Annotated in this window: 12 protein-coding genes; 8 read left to right on the forward strand and 4 right to left on the reverse strand. The window is 42.8% G+C overall.

Annotated features, from left to right (window positions below; all coding sequences use genetic code 11):
• Positions 1 to 3 precede the first annotated feature (3 nt).
• A complete protein-coding gene (gene ppsR / locus EAE93_RS07830) occupies positions 4 to 885 on the reverse strand; it encodes a posphoenolpyruvate synthetase regulatory kinase/phosphorylase PpsR (protein ID WP_214039447.1) in 882 nt (293 codons plus the stop codon).
• Positions 886 to 1,099: 214 nt separating this feature from the next.
• Here ppsR and ppsA point away from each other — a divergent pair, with 214 nt between their 5' ends.
• On the forward strand, positions 1,100 to 3,478 hold the full coding sequence (gene ppsA, locus EAE93_RS07835) for a phosphoenolpyruvate synthase (RefSeq protein ID WP_036775898.1): 2,379 nt from the start codon (positions 1,100 to 1,102) through the stop codon (positions 3,476 to 3,478).
• Between the two features lie 568 nt (positions 3,479 to 4,046).
• On the opposite strand, the gene ydiK is transcribed toward ppsA, so the two are convergent.
• The gene (gene ydiK, locus EAE93_RS07845; RefSeq protein ID WP_214039448.1) at positions 4,047 to 5,156 is read right to left on the reverse strand and encodes an AI-2E family transporter YdiK; all 1,110 of its coding nucleotides are present in this window, start codon (positions 5,154 to 5,156) and stop codon (positions 4,047 to 4,049) included.
• A gap of 223 nt (positions 5,157 to 5,379) precedes the next feature.
• Here ydiK and ydiJ point away from each other — a divergent pair, with 223 nt between their 5' ends.
• The gene (gene ydiJ, locus EAE93_RS07850) at positions 5,380 to 8,439 is read left to right on the forward strand and encodes a D-2-hydroxyglutarate dehydrogenase YdiJ (protein ID WP_214039449.1); all 3,060 of its coding nucleotides are present in this window, start codon (positions 5,380 to 5,382) and stop codon (positions 8,437 to 8,439) included.
• Positions 8,436 to 8,852, forward strand: a complete 417-nt coding sequence (gene menI / locus EAE93_RS07855; protein WP_036805375.1) for a 1,4-dihydroxy-2-naphthoyl-CoA hydrolase — start codon at positions 8,436 to 8,438, stop codon at positions 8,850 to 8,852. The genes ydiJ and menI overlap by 4 nt, the downstream gene beginning before the upstream one ends.
• Positions 8,853 to 9,254: 402 nt before the next feature.
• Here the strand turns inward: menI and EAE93_RS07860 are convergent, their stop codons facing one another.
• Together EAE93_RS07860 and EAE93_RS07865 are read right to left on the reverse strand one after the other, a co-directional pair.
• Positions 9,255 to 9,413, reverse strand: coding sequence for a Hok/Gef family protein (locus tag EAE93_RS07860; protein ID WP_071647127.1), 159 nt, complete (start codon positions 9,411 to 9,413; stop codon positions 9,255 to 9,257).
• A gap of 518 nt (positions 9,414 to 9,931) precedes the next feature.
• Complete coding sequence (locus EAE93_RS07865) at positions 9,932 to 10,090, reverse strand: Hok/Gef family protein (RefSeq protein ID WP_071824117.1); 159 nt, start codon at positions 10,088 to 10,090, stop codon at positions 9,932 to 9,934.
• Positions 10,091 to 10,852: 762 nt separating this feature from the next.
• On the opposite strand from EAE93_RS07865, the gene sufA reads away from it, so the two are divergent.
• From sufA to sufS, 5 genes are read left to right on the forward strand one after another with little or no spacing between them, the layout of a single operon-like run.
• A complete protein-coding gene (gene sufA / locus EAE93_RS07870; protein ID WP_036805386.1) occupies positions 10,853 to 11,221 on the forward strand; it encodes a Fe-S cluster assembly scaffold SufA in 369 nt (122 codons plus the stop codon).
• Positions 11,222 to 11,233: 12 nt separating this feature from the next.
• On the forward strand, positions 11,234 to 12,730 hold the full coding sequence (gene sufB, locus EAE93_RS07875) for a Fe-S cluster assembly protein SufB (RefSeq protein WP_046395357.1): 1,497 nt from the start codon (positions 11,234 to 11,236) through the stop codon (positions 12,728 to 12,730).
• A 56-nt stretch (positions 12,731 to 12,786) separates the two neighbouring features.
• Positions 12,787 to 13,533 carry a Fe-S cluster assembly ATPase SufC gene (gene sufC / locus EAE93_RS07880; RefSeq protein ID WP_040149869.1) on the forward strand — a complete coding sequence of 249 codons (747 nt, stop codon included), beginning with the start codon at positions 12,787 to 12,789 and terminating at the stop codon, positions 13,531 to 13,533.
• On the forward strand, positions 13,508 to 14,821 hold the full coding sequence (sufD, locus tag EAE93_RS07885; RefSeq protein WP_214039450.1) for a Fe-S cluster assembly protein SufD: 1,314 nt from the start codon (positions 13,508 to 13,510) through the stop codon (positions 14,819 to 14,821). The genes sufC and sufD overlap by 26 nt, the downstream gene beginning before the upstream one ends.
• A complete protein-coding gene (sufS, locus tag EAE93_RS07890) occupies positions 14,818 to 16,056 on the forward strand; it encodes a cysteine desulfurase SufS (protein WP_214039451.1) in 1,239 nt (412 codons plus the stop codon). Before sufD ends, sufS begins: the two co-directional genes overlap by 4 nt.
• Positions 16,057 to 16,059: the final 3 nt, after the last annotated feature.

The following is a 16,059-nucleotide window of genomic DNA, read 5'->3' on the forward strand; positions in this document are numbered from 1 at the left end:
TTTTTAAAACATTCGGCGGTTTAGCTTCATCATGTCGATTATTTTGGTCGAGATTTCTTCAACAGAATAATTGGTGGTGTTAAGATAATTAATCTTATTTTTGCGGAATAAAGCTTCAACTTCTGAAATTTCTATTCTACATTGCCTTAATGATGCATAACGGCTATTTTCTCGACGTTCTTCCCTAATCGCCGCCAGCCGTTCAGGGCTTATAGTTAAACCGAATAACTTATGCTGAAATTGTTTTAATGTCGCAGGTAATTGTAAATTGTCCATATCATCCGCCGTAAAAGGATAATTTGCAGCCTGAATACCAAATTGCATGGCTAAATAGAGGCTGGTGGGTGTTTTTCCACAGCGAGATACGCCCAATAGGATAACCTGTGCCTGGTCCAGATTACGTAAAGAGATACCATCATCATGGGCCAGGGCATAATCAATAGCCGCTATGCGTGCATCGTACTGACTGAGATTCTTTTCAGTCAGACCGTGGGTACGATTAAGTTCGGGTTTGGGTTCTAATCCGGTTTCTTGCTGTAATGGGGCAACCAGTGTCTGTACAATGTCCTGACAAAATCCTTCGCTGCTGGTAATAATATTTTTCACTCCAGAAGAGATAATGGAATAGAAAACTAAAGGTCTTATACGCGTATCTTGATATATCTGGTTTATTTGTTGCTTTATTTCTTTTGCGCGGGTTTCACTGGCGACAAAAGGAAGAGTATAAGCAGTTATTTTGATGGGAAATTGTGATAAGACAGCATGGCCCAATACTTCTGCGGTAATTGCCGTGCCATCTGAAATAAAGAAAACGGTACGTTCAACATTCTCAACGCCTTCAACATTATTACGTTCCTCTGATGTTGCTAATCTGAATTCTGCCATGATATTTATAGTGACCTTTTATCTTGCAATTGTTGAGTTGAATAAAACTGGGTATCGATTTTCTGCAAAGTATACCTAAGAAAAAAATAATGTGTTGGGTTGATCGATTCACCTTTCTATGTATGCGAAAACATTGTGTTAGTCTATTTATGGCTGCTCTATGCAGCGCCAATTTTCCGATTTGTATCTTACGAATGTTAAAAGGATTGTTTGAATGCCCAATAATGACCTCACCCCGCATAATGTGCTTTGGTATAACCAATTAGGTATGCATGATATTGACCGGGTTGGTGGTAAAAACGCCTCCTTGGGAGAAATGATCACTCATCTGTCAGAATTGGGGGTTTCTGTCCCGAATGGTTTCGCTACGACAGCACAGGCATTTAATGATTTCTTGGAACAAAGTGGTGTCAATCAGCGTATTTATGACTTGCTGGATGAAACGGATGTTGATGATATTAATCAACTCTCTAAAGCCGGCGCACAAATTCGCCAATGGGTGATTGATACGCCATTTACGCCACAACTGGAAAAAGATATTCAGGATGCTTATCAACAGTTGTCTGACGGAGAGCCGGAAGCCTCTTTTGCTGTACGTTCTTCGGCCACCGCTGAAGATATGCCTGATGCCTCTTTTGCCGGGCAGCAGGAAACTTTTCTAAACGTGCAAGGCATTGATGCGGTGATGGTTGCTATCAAGCATGTGTTTGCTTCATTGTTTAATGATCGCGCTATTTCCTATCGTGTCCATCAAGGATATGACCATCGGGGGGTTGCGCTGTCTGCGGGTGTACAACGTATGGTGCGTTCTGATCTCGCCTCTTCCGGTGTGATGTTCACTATTGATACTGAATCAGGGTTTGATCAGGTGGTTTTTATTACCTCTGCTTACGGATTGGGTGAGATGGTTGTTCAGGGCGCTGTGAACCCAGATGAGTTTTATGTCCATAAATCAACTCTGAATAAGGGAAAACCGGCAATTGTGCGGCGTAATCTGGGTTCTAAAAAACTGCATATGATCTATGCTGACAATAAAGAACACGGTAAGCAGGTACGTATCGAAGATGTAGCAGAATCACAACGCAATCGTTTCTCTTTAGCGGATGAAGAAGTTGAGGCATTAGCGCGTCAGGCGTTATTAATTGAAAAACATTATGGCCGGCCAATGGATATTGAATGGGCTAAAGATGGTCATAACGGCAAGTTGTACATTGTTCAGGCGCGTCCTGAGACTGTCCGCTCAAACCAGCAGGTTATGGAGCGTTACCAACTGAATGAACGAGGTCAGGTGTTGGTGGAAGGACGCGCCATCGGCCATCGTATTGGCGCAGGTCGAGTAAAAGTTATTCACAATTTGAATGAAATGGATCGTATCCAACCGGGTGATGTTCTGGTCACTGATATGACCGATCCCGACTGGGAACCTATTATGAAAAAAGCCGCTGCGATTGTGACTAACCGAGGCGGACGGACCTGTCACGCAGCGATTATCGCCCGTGAATTGGGCATTCCCGCAGTTGTTGGATGCGGTGATGCAACGGAACGTTTGAAAGAGAATCAGCCGGTGACAGTTTCCTGTGCCGAAGGTGATACGGGTTTTGTTTATCAAAATCAACTGGACTTTACTGTACAAAGTTCTCAGGTCGATCAGTTACCGGAGCTTGATGTAAAAATTATGCTAAACGTCGGCAACCCAGATCGTGCATTTGATTTTGCCCGATTGCCGAATGACGGCGTAGGTCTTGCTCGTTTGGAGTTTATTATTAATCGGATGATTGGCGTACATCCTCGCGCATTACTGGAGTTTGATCAGCAAACTCTGGAGTTACAGCAGGAGATAAAATCGCTGATGGCCGGTTATGACAATCCGGTTGAATTCTATATTGGGCGCTTGACTGAGGGGATTGCTACTCTGGCGGCTGCGTTCTGGCCGAAACGGGTTATTGTGCGTTTGTCTGACTTTAAATCTAATGAATATGCCAATCTGGTTGGCGGTGACATTTATGAACCTGATGAAGAGAACCCCATGCTAGGTTTCCGTGGCGCAGGGCGTTATGTCTCTGACAGTTTCCGTCGCTGTTTTGCATTAGAGTGCGAAGCGGTTAAACGCGTACGTAATGATATGGGGTTGACCAACGTCGAAATTATGATCCCGTTTGTTCGTACGGTAGCTCAGGCTGAAGCGGTTATTGCTGAACTGGCATCCCAAGGGTTGAAGCGTGGTGAGAATGGCTTGAAAGTCATTATGATGTGTGAGATTCCGTCCAACGCAATTCTGGCAGAACAGTTCCTTGAACATTTTGATGGCTTCTCTATTGGTTCTAATGACATGACTCAATTGACTCTTGGCTTGGATCGGGACTCTGGGGTGGTGTCTGAACTATTTGACGAACGTAATGATGCGGTCAAGGCCATGCTCTCATTAGCTATTCAGGCGGCCAAACGTCAAAACAAGTATGTGGGAATTTGTGGTCAAGGGCCTTCAGACCATCAGGATTTCGCTCACTGGTTGATGAAAGAGGGTATTGACAGCCTGTCATTAAATCCAGATACCGTTGTAAAAACTTGGTTAGGATTAGCAAAAGTGAGCTAATTGAGAATAATACGCAATTGACATTAAAGGCCCGTCAAAATAATGGCGGGTTTTTTCACGATTAAGGTTGCTGATTACAGTTTCTGTGGAAAAGCATAAAAGTAACGAAAAAAAAAGCCTATCATGGGCGTGATAGGCAAGGACTACACACAGCAATATAGGAGCTTCTAACAAGTAGAACCATCAAAAGGAGAAATAAACGTCTCGTTCATAGCCTGTTTATATTAATTTAGTTATATGGTTTATTCATTAAGAATTGTCCTAATTTCCGTATTATTTACGACTAAAATGAGCCAGATTTAACTAAATTTTAACAATTTTTTCACAATAATTATATTTAATGAATAAGTGCCGCAAAAGAGTGGTAAGTTTTATAAGATTATGCTTTAGCGAAAGAGCTAATTCTCTTTCGCTGTGTAAGTCAGAATTAATTATACCCTATGGATTTCAAGATGGATCGCGACGGCAAGGGAGCGAATCCCCGGGAGCATAGATAACTATGTGACCGGGGTGAGTGAGCGCAGCCAACAAAGAGGCAACTTGAAAGATAACGGGTATATCATACAAATTATTCTGACAATCCTTGTTCCAGATATTTTTCCGTTTCGGCTAAATCATTTTCAGGCTCTGGGACTTCATTCATCCATACGATTAATAAACGATAAGCAACCGCTAATACAACGGGACCGATAAATAAGCCAATCATGCCAAATGAGAGTATTCCACCAATAACGCCTATTAATATCAGCGCCATAGGTAAATCTGCGCCCAGACGAATTAAAAATGGGCGAAGAAATCCATCCATTGTTGTTACGATGCAGCTCCAGACCAGTAATACCGTTCCCCAGGTTGTATCACCTGTCCAGTAAAGCCAGGCGACAGCAGGAACTAAAATCAGTAATGGGCCAAGCTGAGCGACACAGCAGACAAACATCAGTACGGTCAGCAACGTAGCATAAGGAATGCCTGCAATAGCCAAGCCGAGACCACCGATAATGGCTTGAACCAGCGCGGTAACTACTACGCCGAGCGCTACGGCACGGATGGATTGTGCCGCCAACAGGATGGCGGCATCTCCGCGTTTATTTGCCAGGCGAATGGCAAAATGGCGAATACTTAGCGCCACCTGTTCGCCTTTCAGATATAAGAATATGCTAAATAGCACCATTAAGCCGAGATGGAATACGAAGCGCCCGGCATTTGCCGCTTGAGTAAAGAACCAGGTTGCTGCTTCTCCAACATAAGGTTGGACTTTAGCTATCAGCACATTTCCACCATCAGTAATGAGCGAGTTCCAACCGCTGTAAAGTTTATCGCCAACCAGAGGAAGACTATTCAGCCAGGTCATTGTCGGTATCTGAAAATGGGAGGGGGATTTAGCCCACTGGATTAATGGTGCGCTGTTTTCCAATAAGCTACTGACCAGTAATGCGACAGGGATCACAAACAATAGAATTAGCAGTAGCGTCATGATGGAGACGGCAATCCAGCGTTTACCCCATAAACTGTTTTGTAGTTTTTCTAATAATGGCCAGGTAGCGATAACAACCATACCCGCCCAGACAAAACCGAAGATAAAGGGCTTTATCACCCAAAAACTAGTAACAATTAACAGTGACAAGAAAATTAAAGTAAAGAATAACTTTGGTAGATCATAATGCGGTTGAGATTTGTCCATAAGTTAATTTCTCTCAGGGATTGAGTGGCGCTAAAGATAATGAATAAATAGGATGTTATCTATAGGTTACTCAAAATGGGTGAATATTATGATAAGGTAAACGCTTGCCTTCTCAGACAAATCAGTTAACGGTGGTAAATGATTACGGCTGATTAAGGCATTGATTCAAAGATAGTATAAATGGAGCAATGTGGACACTCATTTTAAAAGGGTCAAAACGACAATGATCCCACGCATATCACAAGCACCGCACGTCAGTGAGGTCGCACAGAAGTTCTTGGATACATTAAAGGAACAAGGATTTACCGGAGATGTTGCAAGCAGTTATGCCGATCGTCTGACAATGGCGACAGATAACAGTATCTACCAACTCTTACCACAGGCTGTCGTTTTCCCCCGATCCAGTGCCGATGTGGTTTTATTGGCTCGTATCGCCGGTGAAAAAGAGTATCAGCATTTGACATTTACTCCACGCGGTGGCGGTACAGGCACAAACGGTCAGGCGCTTAATGATGGCATTGTGGTGGATATGTCCCGCTATATGAATCGTATCCTTGAGATTAACCCGGAGCAAGGTTGGGTCAGAGTTGAAGCGGGGGTGATTAAAGACCAACTGAACCAATATTTGCGTCCATATGGTTATTTCTTCTCACCAGAGCTTTCAACCAGTAACCGTGCAACATTGGGCGGCATGATTAATACCGACGCATCCGGTCAGGGTTCACTCGTCTATGGTAAAACTTCTGATCATGTTCTTAGCCTGCGGGCCGTTCTATTAGGGGGGGAATTACTTGACACCCGCGCTATGGATATAGCCCAGGCGGAATCGATTGCGCAAGAAGATTCGGTTGTCGGTCGCATTTATAACACGGTGCTTAGTCGTTGCCGTGAACAACGTGAACTTATTGTTGAAAAATTCCCTAAACTCAATCGTTTTCTGACTGGTTATGATTTGCGCCATGTTTTCAGTGACGATATGCAGAAATTTGACTTGGGGCGTATCTTAACTGGTTCAGAAGGAACACTCGCTTTTATTACCGAAGCGGTTTTGGATATTACCCCGTTGCCGAAAGTCAGGCGGTTGGTGAATGTGAAATATGATTCATTTGATTCTGCATTGCGTAATGCCCCTTTTATGGTGGAGGCAAAGGCGTTATCGGTTGAAACCGTGGATTCCAAGGTGTTGAATTTGGCGCGTGAGGATATCGTCTGGCATTCAGTTAAGGAATTGATCACTGATGTTCCTAACAAAGATATGCAGGGGTTGAATATTGTTGAATTCAGTGGCGATGATCAACCTTTGATAGAGCGGCAAGTAGAAACACTTTGTCAGCGCCTTGATGAACTGATGGATAGCAAGCAAGCAGGGGTTATTGGCTATCAAATTTGCCGAGAGTTAGCTGATATTGAGCGTATTTATGCAATGCGCAAGAAAGCGGTTGGCTTGTTGGGTAACAGTAAAGGTGCGGCGAAACCCATTCCTTTTGTGGAAGATACGTGTGTGCCGCCACAGTATCTTGCTGATTATATTGTGGAATTTCGACAGCTATTGGATAGCCATCATCTCAATTATGGTATGTTTGGTCATGTGGATGCGGGGGTGTTGCATGTTCGGCCAGCGCTGGATATGTGTGATCCTCAGCAAGAGATACTGATGAAACAGATTTCTGATGAAATTGTCAGTCTTACGGCACGTTATGGTGGTTTATTGTGGGGAGAGCATGGTAAAGGATTTCGTGCTGAATACAGCCCTGAGTTTTTCGGTAGCATCTTGTATGAAGAATTACGCCGGATTAAGGCTGCCTTTGACCCGAATAACCGCTTGAATCCGGGTAAAATTTGTCCGCCGATGGGGATTGATGTCCCTATGATGAAAGTCGATGCTGTTAAGCGAGGAACATATGATCGGACAATTCCGGTAAATGTCAGGAGTACATTCCGTGGCGCTATGGAGTGTAATGGGAATGGGCTTTGCTTTAATTTCGATGTAAAAAGCCCGATGTGTCCATCGATGAAAGTGAGTCAGCAACGTATCCATTCGCCGAAAGGACGTGCGACACTCGTGCGTGAATGGCTGCGTCTTTTAACTGAACAGGGTGTGGCTCCGACACTACTGAAACAGGGATTAGAACAAAAACGACCAAGTTTACGTGGGTTGATTGAGAAGACTCGCAATAGCTGGCAGGCATGGCGCGGGGAGTATGACTTTTCTCACGAAGTGAAAGAGGCAATGTCGGGTTGTCTGGCATGCAAAGCTTGCTCAACACAGTGCCCGATTAAAATTGATGTTCCGTCATTTCGCGCACGTTTTCTTGAGTTATATCATGGTCGCTATTTTCGCCCTTTACGTGATCATATTGTGGCGAGTGCGGAAAGCAGCACGCCATTAATGGCTAAGGTTCCTCGGGTCTTTAATTTCTTCCTGAAACAGCCGTGGATACAAGAATTGAGTCGCCGAACTATCGGCATGGTGGATTTACCCTTGTTATCCAGCCCGACGCTGCACCAACAACTGGCGGGTCATTATGTGCTTTCTACCACGCTGGAACAGCTTGAAAAAATGGGTCAAGCCCATCGTGACGAATATGTGTTGATCGTTCAGGACCCATTCACTAGCTATTATGATGCTAAAGTTGTGGCTGATTTTGCCTGTTTGGTAGAGAAATTGGGATATAAACCAGTACTACTGCCATTTTCGCCAAACGGTAAAGCACAACATATCAAGGGATTCTTATCCCGTTTTGCTAAAACGGCCAAAAAGACATCAGATTTCCTCAATCGGGTTGCTGAGTTGGGAATTCCTATGGTCGGTGTCGATCCGGCGCTGGTTTTGTGCTACCGGGACGAATATAAAGAAATTCTGGGAGAACAGCGTGGAAAGTTTGAGGTTCAGCTTGTTCATGAATGGTTGATTAACGCCTTGCCAGAAAAAAGTGATCATGAAGAAAAATCAGGTGATAAATGGTATCTATTTGGACATTGTACTGAAGTGACTATGCTACCGGGCAGTAATCAACAATGGGGAAAAATTTTCCATCGGTTGGGTAGCAAGCTGGATAATATCAGTGTAGGCTGCTGTGGCATGGCTGGAATCTATGGTCATGAAAACAAAAACATAGAACACTCTATTGGTATCTATAAATTATCCTGGCAACCTGCCTTGCAGAAATTACCATTGGAGCGCTGTCTAAGCTCCGGTTATTCCTGCCGCAGTCAGGTTAAACGGATAGAAGGGCAAGTACTTAAGCATCCGTTGCAAGCTTTATTGGAGATAATCCCATGATTTGGAAACGTGATATTGGACTGGATAGCCTGAATCAAGTAAATAGCCAATGTATGATGGGCCATCTGGGCATAAAAATCACGCATATCGGTGATGACTATATTGAAGGCACAATGCCGGTTGATCATCGCACCCGTCAGCCATTTGGTTTATTGCATGGCGGGGCATCTGTTGTGCTGGCAGAATCACTCGGTTCTTTAGCTGGGTATCTCTGTTCCGAAGGTGAGAAAAAAGTTGTTGGATTGGAAATTAATGCTAACCATATTCGGTCGGTTCGTAGTGGTGAAGTGAAAGGCGTGTGTAAACCTCTTCATATTGGCCGTAATCACCAAGTGTGGCGAATTGATATTTTTGATGAGCGGCAACATTTGTGCTGTACCTCTCGGTTAACCACATCAGTTTTGCCTGGATAAAATATAAAACAAAAGTGAAAGTAGGTTATTGTATGGATAAATAACCTACTATTTAAGTGAAAAGGTTATTTTTCACAGTAATTGAATTTAATTGTGATAACCTTTAAGAAGTATATATATTTATGTAACTTATCGATGTTTTTATAATATTATGGGTTGTTTGATTGTATATGTCTGATGAATAGGAATGGTGAATTATCTTAAAAGAATTAATACTCTAATAGGGAAAGATCTAATTGAAAATTCTTATTCAAATCTATAAATGCTGATATATTAATTAATGCTAAAGTTTCAGCAGTTTTAATTTGCGCTAAATTCCGCTTAAATATGAAGGGTGCCTGAGAACCAAGTCATAACAACATCTAAAAGGGCGGGAGTAAAAACCTCCCGCCTAAGGTTGCCTTACCTGTTGCTGGATTCGTAAGCCATGCTTGCCGCAACCTCTGTATTACCTCGTTTGATATGGAGTTTACAGATTGAACCCCTGGTTATCCACGTGAATATGAGTAACGTCACACAAATAATGATCAAACTCAATATTGCGATTTTTTGCGGCTTCATAGCCTTCTCTCCTTGCTTTTTGTCAGGTAAGAGGCTAGCCTTATGTTGTTGGACATAGGAGTAGCCTCATTTCGATTTATAGTCGGATGGGGCTTTTCTCTTTCTGCCTGGAACATAATGCTCAAGACAGAAAGTCTCAAGCACCCGGAGGCAGTATACTTTTATTCATCTAAGATGCAAGATATTGAAAATATTTATTATAGTCACGTAATACCTTCGAATTAAATTAACCAGCTAGTAAAGCCATTAATAAAGAAAGGAAGGGGTGTTGATGATGGAATATATAGATAAAATTGTTTTTTAATGCATTTGATTAATTAAATAGAAAATATATAATAACAACCTCTATTTTACATCTCCGGTTAACGATGTTGCACTTATTATGTGAATCCAAGAATGACAGAGTTTCAGTAGCTTTAATTTATGCTTAATGCCGCTTAAATATGAAGGGTGCCTGAGAACCAAGTCATAACAACATCTAAAAGGGCGGGAGTAAAAACCTCCCGCCTAAGGTTGCCTTACCTGTCGCTGGATTCGTAAGCCATGATTGCCGCAACCTCTGTATTACCTCGTTTGATATGGAGTTTACAGATTGAACCCCTTGTTATCCACGTGAATATGAGTAATGTCACACAAATAATGATCAAACTAAATATTGCGATTTTTTGCGGCTTCATAGCCTTCTCTCCTTGCTTTTTATCAGGTAAGAGGCTAGCCTTACGTTGCTAGGCATAGGGGTAGCCTCATTTCGATTTATAGTCGGATGGGGCTTTTCTCTTTCTGCCTGGAACATAATGCTCAAGACAGAAAGTCTCAAGCACCCGGAGGCAGTATACTTTTATTCATATAAGATGCAAGATATTGAAAATATTTATTATTGTCATGTAATACCTTCGAATTAAATTAGCCAGCCAGTCAAACTATTAATAAAAAGGGAAGAAATGTTGAAAATGGAATATATAGATTAAATTGTTTCTTAATGCGTTTAATTAATTGCGTCGATTAAATAGAAATTTAATTTGCATATACAATAATAGCAATCCCCATTCTTTATCTCCGGTTAACGATGTCAATTTTGTTTGACTGCTATGTCTGACTGCTATTTTCATACCGGTGAAGGAATCATTCTCCGGTGTGTCTGAAAACTCACATCAAATTGGTATTTCTGATGAACTTTTTGTGCTTTTGTTTTACGCCAAGAAGTAAAGAATAGCACAATTGATTAAACTAATAATTTATAGATAAAACAGTAAATTAAAGAGATACCTTCATATGAAATGAACATAAATTATCGCGTTCGAATAAAATTTAACCTTCTTAAGGTATATCCTCTTAAAACAAATGGTTGAAGTGATAAAGGTTATCATTACCATTATACGGAAGGAGAACACTCCGATAACGGCGGCAAAAATAGCTATAAAACAAATGTGAGGTCAACTATGACAAACAGCGTTGAAACCTTTTCTCTAAATGAAACCGCATGGCAAGGAATTACCATCACCGCGAGAGCCGCAGCGCAGATCCTAAAGTTGATGCAGCAAAACCCACAAAGTAAAGGATTATATCTGGGGGTTAAGCAGTCAGGATGTGCCGGTTTTGGCTATGTGTTTGAGATGGTTAACGAACCCGCGCCTGATGATCTGAGGTATGAAAGTGAAGGAGCATGTCTATATGTCCCTTTGAAAGCCATGCCCTTTATTGATGGTACTGAAGTGGATTTTGTTCGTGAAGGTTTAAATCAGATATTTAAATTCAATAATCCAAAAGCACAACATGCCTGTGGGTGTGGTGAAAGCTTTGGTATATAAGTGTACCAATATATGTCTCAGAGCAATGTAGAAATCAGCGATGATGTGCAGACTTGGCTCAGCGATCATCGCTATAAAGAAGGCTTCTTCACTCAGGTGGCGACGGATGAGCTGGCTAAAGGTTTGAGTGAAGAAGTTGTGCGGGCTATTTCCGCAAAACGCAATGAGCCAGAATGGATGCTGGAATTTCGGCTGGAGGCTTATCGCCATTGGTTAGGAATGGAAGAGCCTCATTGGTTGAAAGCAAATTATCCCAATCTTGACTATCAGGATTACAGTTACTATTCAGCACCTTCATGTGGTGCTTGTGATGATAGTTGCAATTCACAATCTGGTGTTGTTCAAGGGACAGGGGCGGAGCAAGCTAATAGCTATTTAACCGCGGAAATTGAAGAAGCATTTGGTAAGTTGGGTGTTCCTGTACGGGAAGGTGAAGCGGTTGCGGTAGATGCTATTTTTGACTCCGTTTCTGTTTCAACCACCTATCGGGATAAGTTAGCGAAAGAAGGGATTATTTTCTGTTCATTTAGTGAAGCGATACAGGAATATCCTGGATTGGTCCGTAAATACCTCGGCAGTGTGGTTGCAAGCCACGATAACTTTTTTGCCGCATTGAATGCCGCAGTGGCTTCTGATGGTACTTTTGTTTATGTGCCAAAGGGCGTTCGATGCCCAATGGAGCTATCCACCTATTTTCGTATCAACGCTGCGAAAACGGGACAATTTGAGCGCACTATCCTGATTGCTGATGAAGGCAGTTATGTCAGCTATATAGAAGGATGCTCCGCGCCGGTGCGTGATAGCTATCAACTTCATGCCGCTGTTGTCGAAGTGATTATCCATAAAGATGCTGAAGTGAAATATTCCACGGTACAAAACTGGTTTTCAGGTGGCGACAGTGCAGGGGGGATTCTCAACTTTGTCACTAAAAGAGCGTTATGTGAGGGCGAAAATGCCAAAATGTCTTGGACGCAATCGGAAACAGGTTCCGCAATTACCTGGAAATATCCCAGTGTGATCTTGAAAGGAGATAACTCGATTGGCGAATTTTTCTCCGTTGCGCTGACTAACGGTACTCAACAGGCAGATACCGGCACCAAGATGATCCACATTGGCCGTAACACTAAATCGACCATCATTTCAAAGGGCATTTCTGCCGGTCGTAGTCAGAACAGTTATCGTGGGTTGGTCAAAATATTACCGGGAGCAGAAAACGCCCGTAACTATACCCAATGTGACTCCATGTTGATTGGTACTGAATGTGGCGCGCATACATTCCCTTATGTAGAAGTACAGAACAATACGGCGCAACTGGAGCATGAAGCGACAACTTCTCGCATTGGTGAAGATCAATTGTTCTATTGTTTGCAACGTGGCATCAGTGAAGATGATGCGATTTCCATGATTGTTAATGGATTCTGTAAGGATGTGTTCTCTGAACTTCCCCTTGAATTTGCCGTTGAAGCACAAAAATTGCTGGCGATCAGCCTTGAACACAGCGTCGGATGAGTTTTCCCGGTTTCTTTTTTTATGACAGAACGTTAAGTCGTTCGAAGGCATGTAATATGTTAAGTATTAAAAATTTACGAGTCAGTGTTGAAGGTAATGAAATCTTAAAAGGATTAAACCTTGAAGTTAAACCGGGTGAAATTCATGCCATTATGGGGCCGAATGGCTCCGGTAAAAGTACATTATCAGCAACGTTAGCTGGCCGTGAAGAGTATGAAATTGGTGATGGTGAAATCACCTTTAAAGGTAAAGATTTACTTGCATTTGAGCCAGAAGAGCGAGCCGGGGAGGGGATTTTCCTCGCTTTTCAATATCCGGTGGAAATTCCGGGTGTCAGTAATCAGTTTTTCCTACAAACCGCAGTAAATGCTGTCCGCCAATATCGCCGTCAGGAGCCGCTGGATCGCTTTGATTTTGCCGATTTTATCGAAGAGAAAATTGAATTGTTGGATATGCCGCCGGATTTGCTGACACGTTCAGTCAATGTCGGCTTTTCCGGTGGCGAGAAAAAACGTAATGATATTCTGCAAATGGCCGCGCTGGAGCCGACACTTTGTATTCTGGATGAGACAGATTCAGGGCTGGATATTGATGCATTGAAAATTGTGGCTAATGGCGTGAACTCTTTACGTGATCCAAACCGCTCATTCATTATTGTGACCCATTACCAACGTATTTTGGATTATGTGACACCTGATTTTGTGCATGTACTTTATCAGGGCCGAATTATTAAATCCGGTGATTTCAGTTTGGCGAAAAAGTTGGAGGAGCAAGGTTATGGCTGGCTTATTGACCAACAGTGAAAAAGCTGAACAGGTGCGGCAGGTTGCAGAACGTAACCAGCAAGCATTAGCACGTTTTGCAAATTTATATCGTTGTCGTCATGGTGAGGATTCATCGCATGCCAGTTTGCATTGGCAACGAGTCACTCAAACCGGCTTTCCCCAATTCAGACATGAAGATTGGCGTTATACTCCGCTGGATAAATTGTTAAATCAGCAATACAGCAGCGAAACTTGGGAATTGACAGTAGCACAATGTGAACAACTGGCGATTCCAATGGATTGTTGGCGTGTCGTTATGGTGGATGGTTGTTTTTCACCTTTATTGAGTTCCTGTGATTTTGGACCCTATCAGCTCAATTTACTGGATAATAAAAGTGGGCTTCCGGCACCGGTACAGGGTGAGATTTTTCTGCATCTGACAGAGAGTTTGGCCCAACAGCCTTTGGTTATTACGTTAAAGGCTGGACAAGTAGCAGAAAAGCCCTTGTATCTGTTGAATATAACCAGTGGTCATGGTAGTGAAGAATTGAATACCAGTCATTACCGCTACCATATTGTCGTAGGCACGAATGCGAGTGCCAGCGTGATCGAACATTTCGCCAGTATTGATGGACAGCAACCCCATATGACAGGAAGCCGATTAACTGCGGAGGTGGGGGACAATGCTCATTTTGCCCATATAAAACTGGGAGTTGAGAATAGTGCAAGTTATCACTTTGCACATAACGATATTGTGATTGGTCGTGATGCTCAAGTAAAAAGCACCAGCTTTTTATTAGGTTCTGGGCTTGGCCGACACAATACCAGTGTTAAGTTGAATGGCGAAGGGGCCAATCTGTCGTTGAATAGTTTACTGTTGCCACAAGGAAAAGAGGTCGCCGATACTCGTACTTATTTGGAACATAATAAAGGGCATTGTGAAAGCCGTCAGTTGCATAAAACCATTGTGATGGATCAGAGCAAAGCGGTATTTAACGGCGTGATCAAAGTGGCGCCTCATGCATTGAAAACTGACGGACAAATGACTAATAACAATTTGTTGTTAGGTAAACAGGCAGAAGTAGATACCAAACCTCAACTGGAAATTTACGCTGACGATGTGAAATGCAGTCATGGTGCGACCGTTGGTCGGATAGATGAAGAACAACTGTTTTATCTGCAATCACGCGGTATCAACCGACGTGATGCAGAGCATATGATGGTATTTGCTTTTGCTGCTGAACTTACTGAATCTATTGCAGATGAATCCCTGAAAAGCGTTGTTATGAAACATATTAAGCACCGTTTAGCGGGGGTGGAAAAATGACTTTTTCTGTAAAAAAGGTGCGACAAGATTTTCCGGTGTTAGCTCAACAGGTTAATGGACATCCACTGGTTTATCTAGATAGTGCTGCCAGTGCTCAGAAGCCGGTTTCGGTTATTGAACGAGAAAGTGAATTTTGTTTGCACCAGTATGCGGCAGTTCACCGGGGAATTCATACCCTGAGTTCTGCGGCTACTCGGATGGTTGAAAATGTGCGTCACCAGATGGCGCAATTTATTCATGCCCGAAGTGATGAAGAGATTGTATTCGTCAAAGGTACGACGGAAGGGATTAATCTGGTTGCTAACAGTTATGGCCGCAAATTTATCAATAGCGGCGATAATATTGTTATTACTGAAATGGAGCATCACGCCAATATCGTTCCGTGGTATATGCTGGCAGAACAGATTGGGTTTGAAATCAGAATATGGCCGTTGAATGAGAATGGTGAATTGAATCAAGCAATTTTAGCCTCTTTGATTGATTCACGTACTAAATTGCTCTCTTTTACTCATCTCTCTAATGTACTTGGCACCGTGAATCCTGTACGTCAAATCATCAAACAGGCAAGAAAACTGGCTGATGAGCATGGGAGTTGGTTACCTATTCTGGTCGATGGCGCTCAAGCCATTATGCATAAGAAAGTTGATGTGCAGGATCTGGACTGCGATTTCTATGTTTTTTCCAGCCACAAATTATATGGTCCAACAGGCATTGGTGTGCTTTATGGGCGTAAATCCCTGCTGGATGCTATGCCGCCTTGGGAAGGGGGTGGCGCGATGATAAAACAGGTTAGCCTGCAAAAGGGGATAACCTATGCAGAACCACCGTGGCGATTTGAGGCGGGAACCCCAAATATTACGGGAATTATTGGGCTTGGCGCTGCTGTCGATTATGTTACTTCACTTGGGCTGAATGAAATTCAGCGATATGAACAGGCACTGATGGATTATGCGATGGTACGATTGAAAGAGGTCAGAACCCTGAAATTGTATGGTCCTGAGCGACGTCAGGGGGTTATTGCTTTCAACCTTGGTCAGCACCATGCTTATGATGTGGGAAGTTTCCTTGATCAATATGGAATAGCGATCCGTACCGGACATCATTGCGCCCTTCCTTTGATGGAGCATTATCACGTTTCCAGTATGTGTAGGGCGTCATTGGCGATTTATACTACACAAGAAGATATTGATGCGCTTGTTGTTGCATTGCGGCGAATAGAACAGTTACTGGGTTGACCT

This window comes from Photorhabdus akhurstii (genome assembly GCF_018448925.1).
Taxonomy (GTDB): domain Bacteria; phylum Pseudomonadota; class Gammaproteobacteria; order Enterobacterales; family Enterobacteriaceae; genus Photorhabdus; species Photorhabdus akhurstii.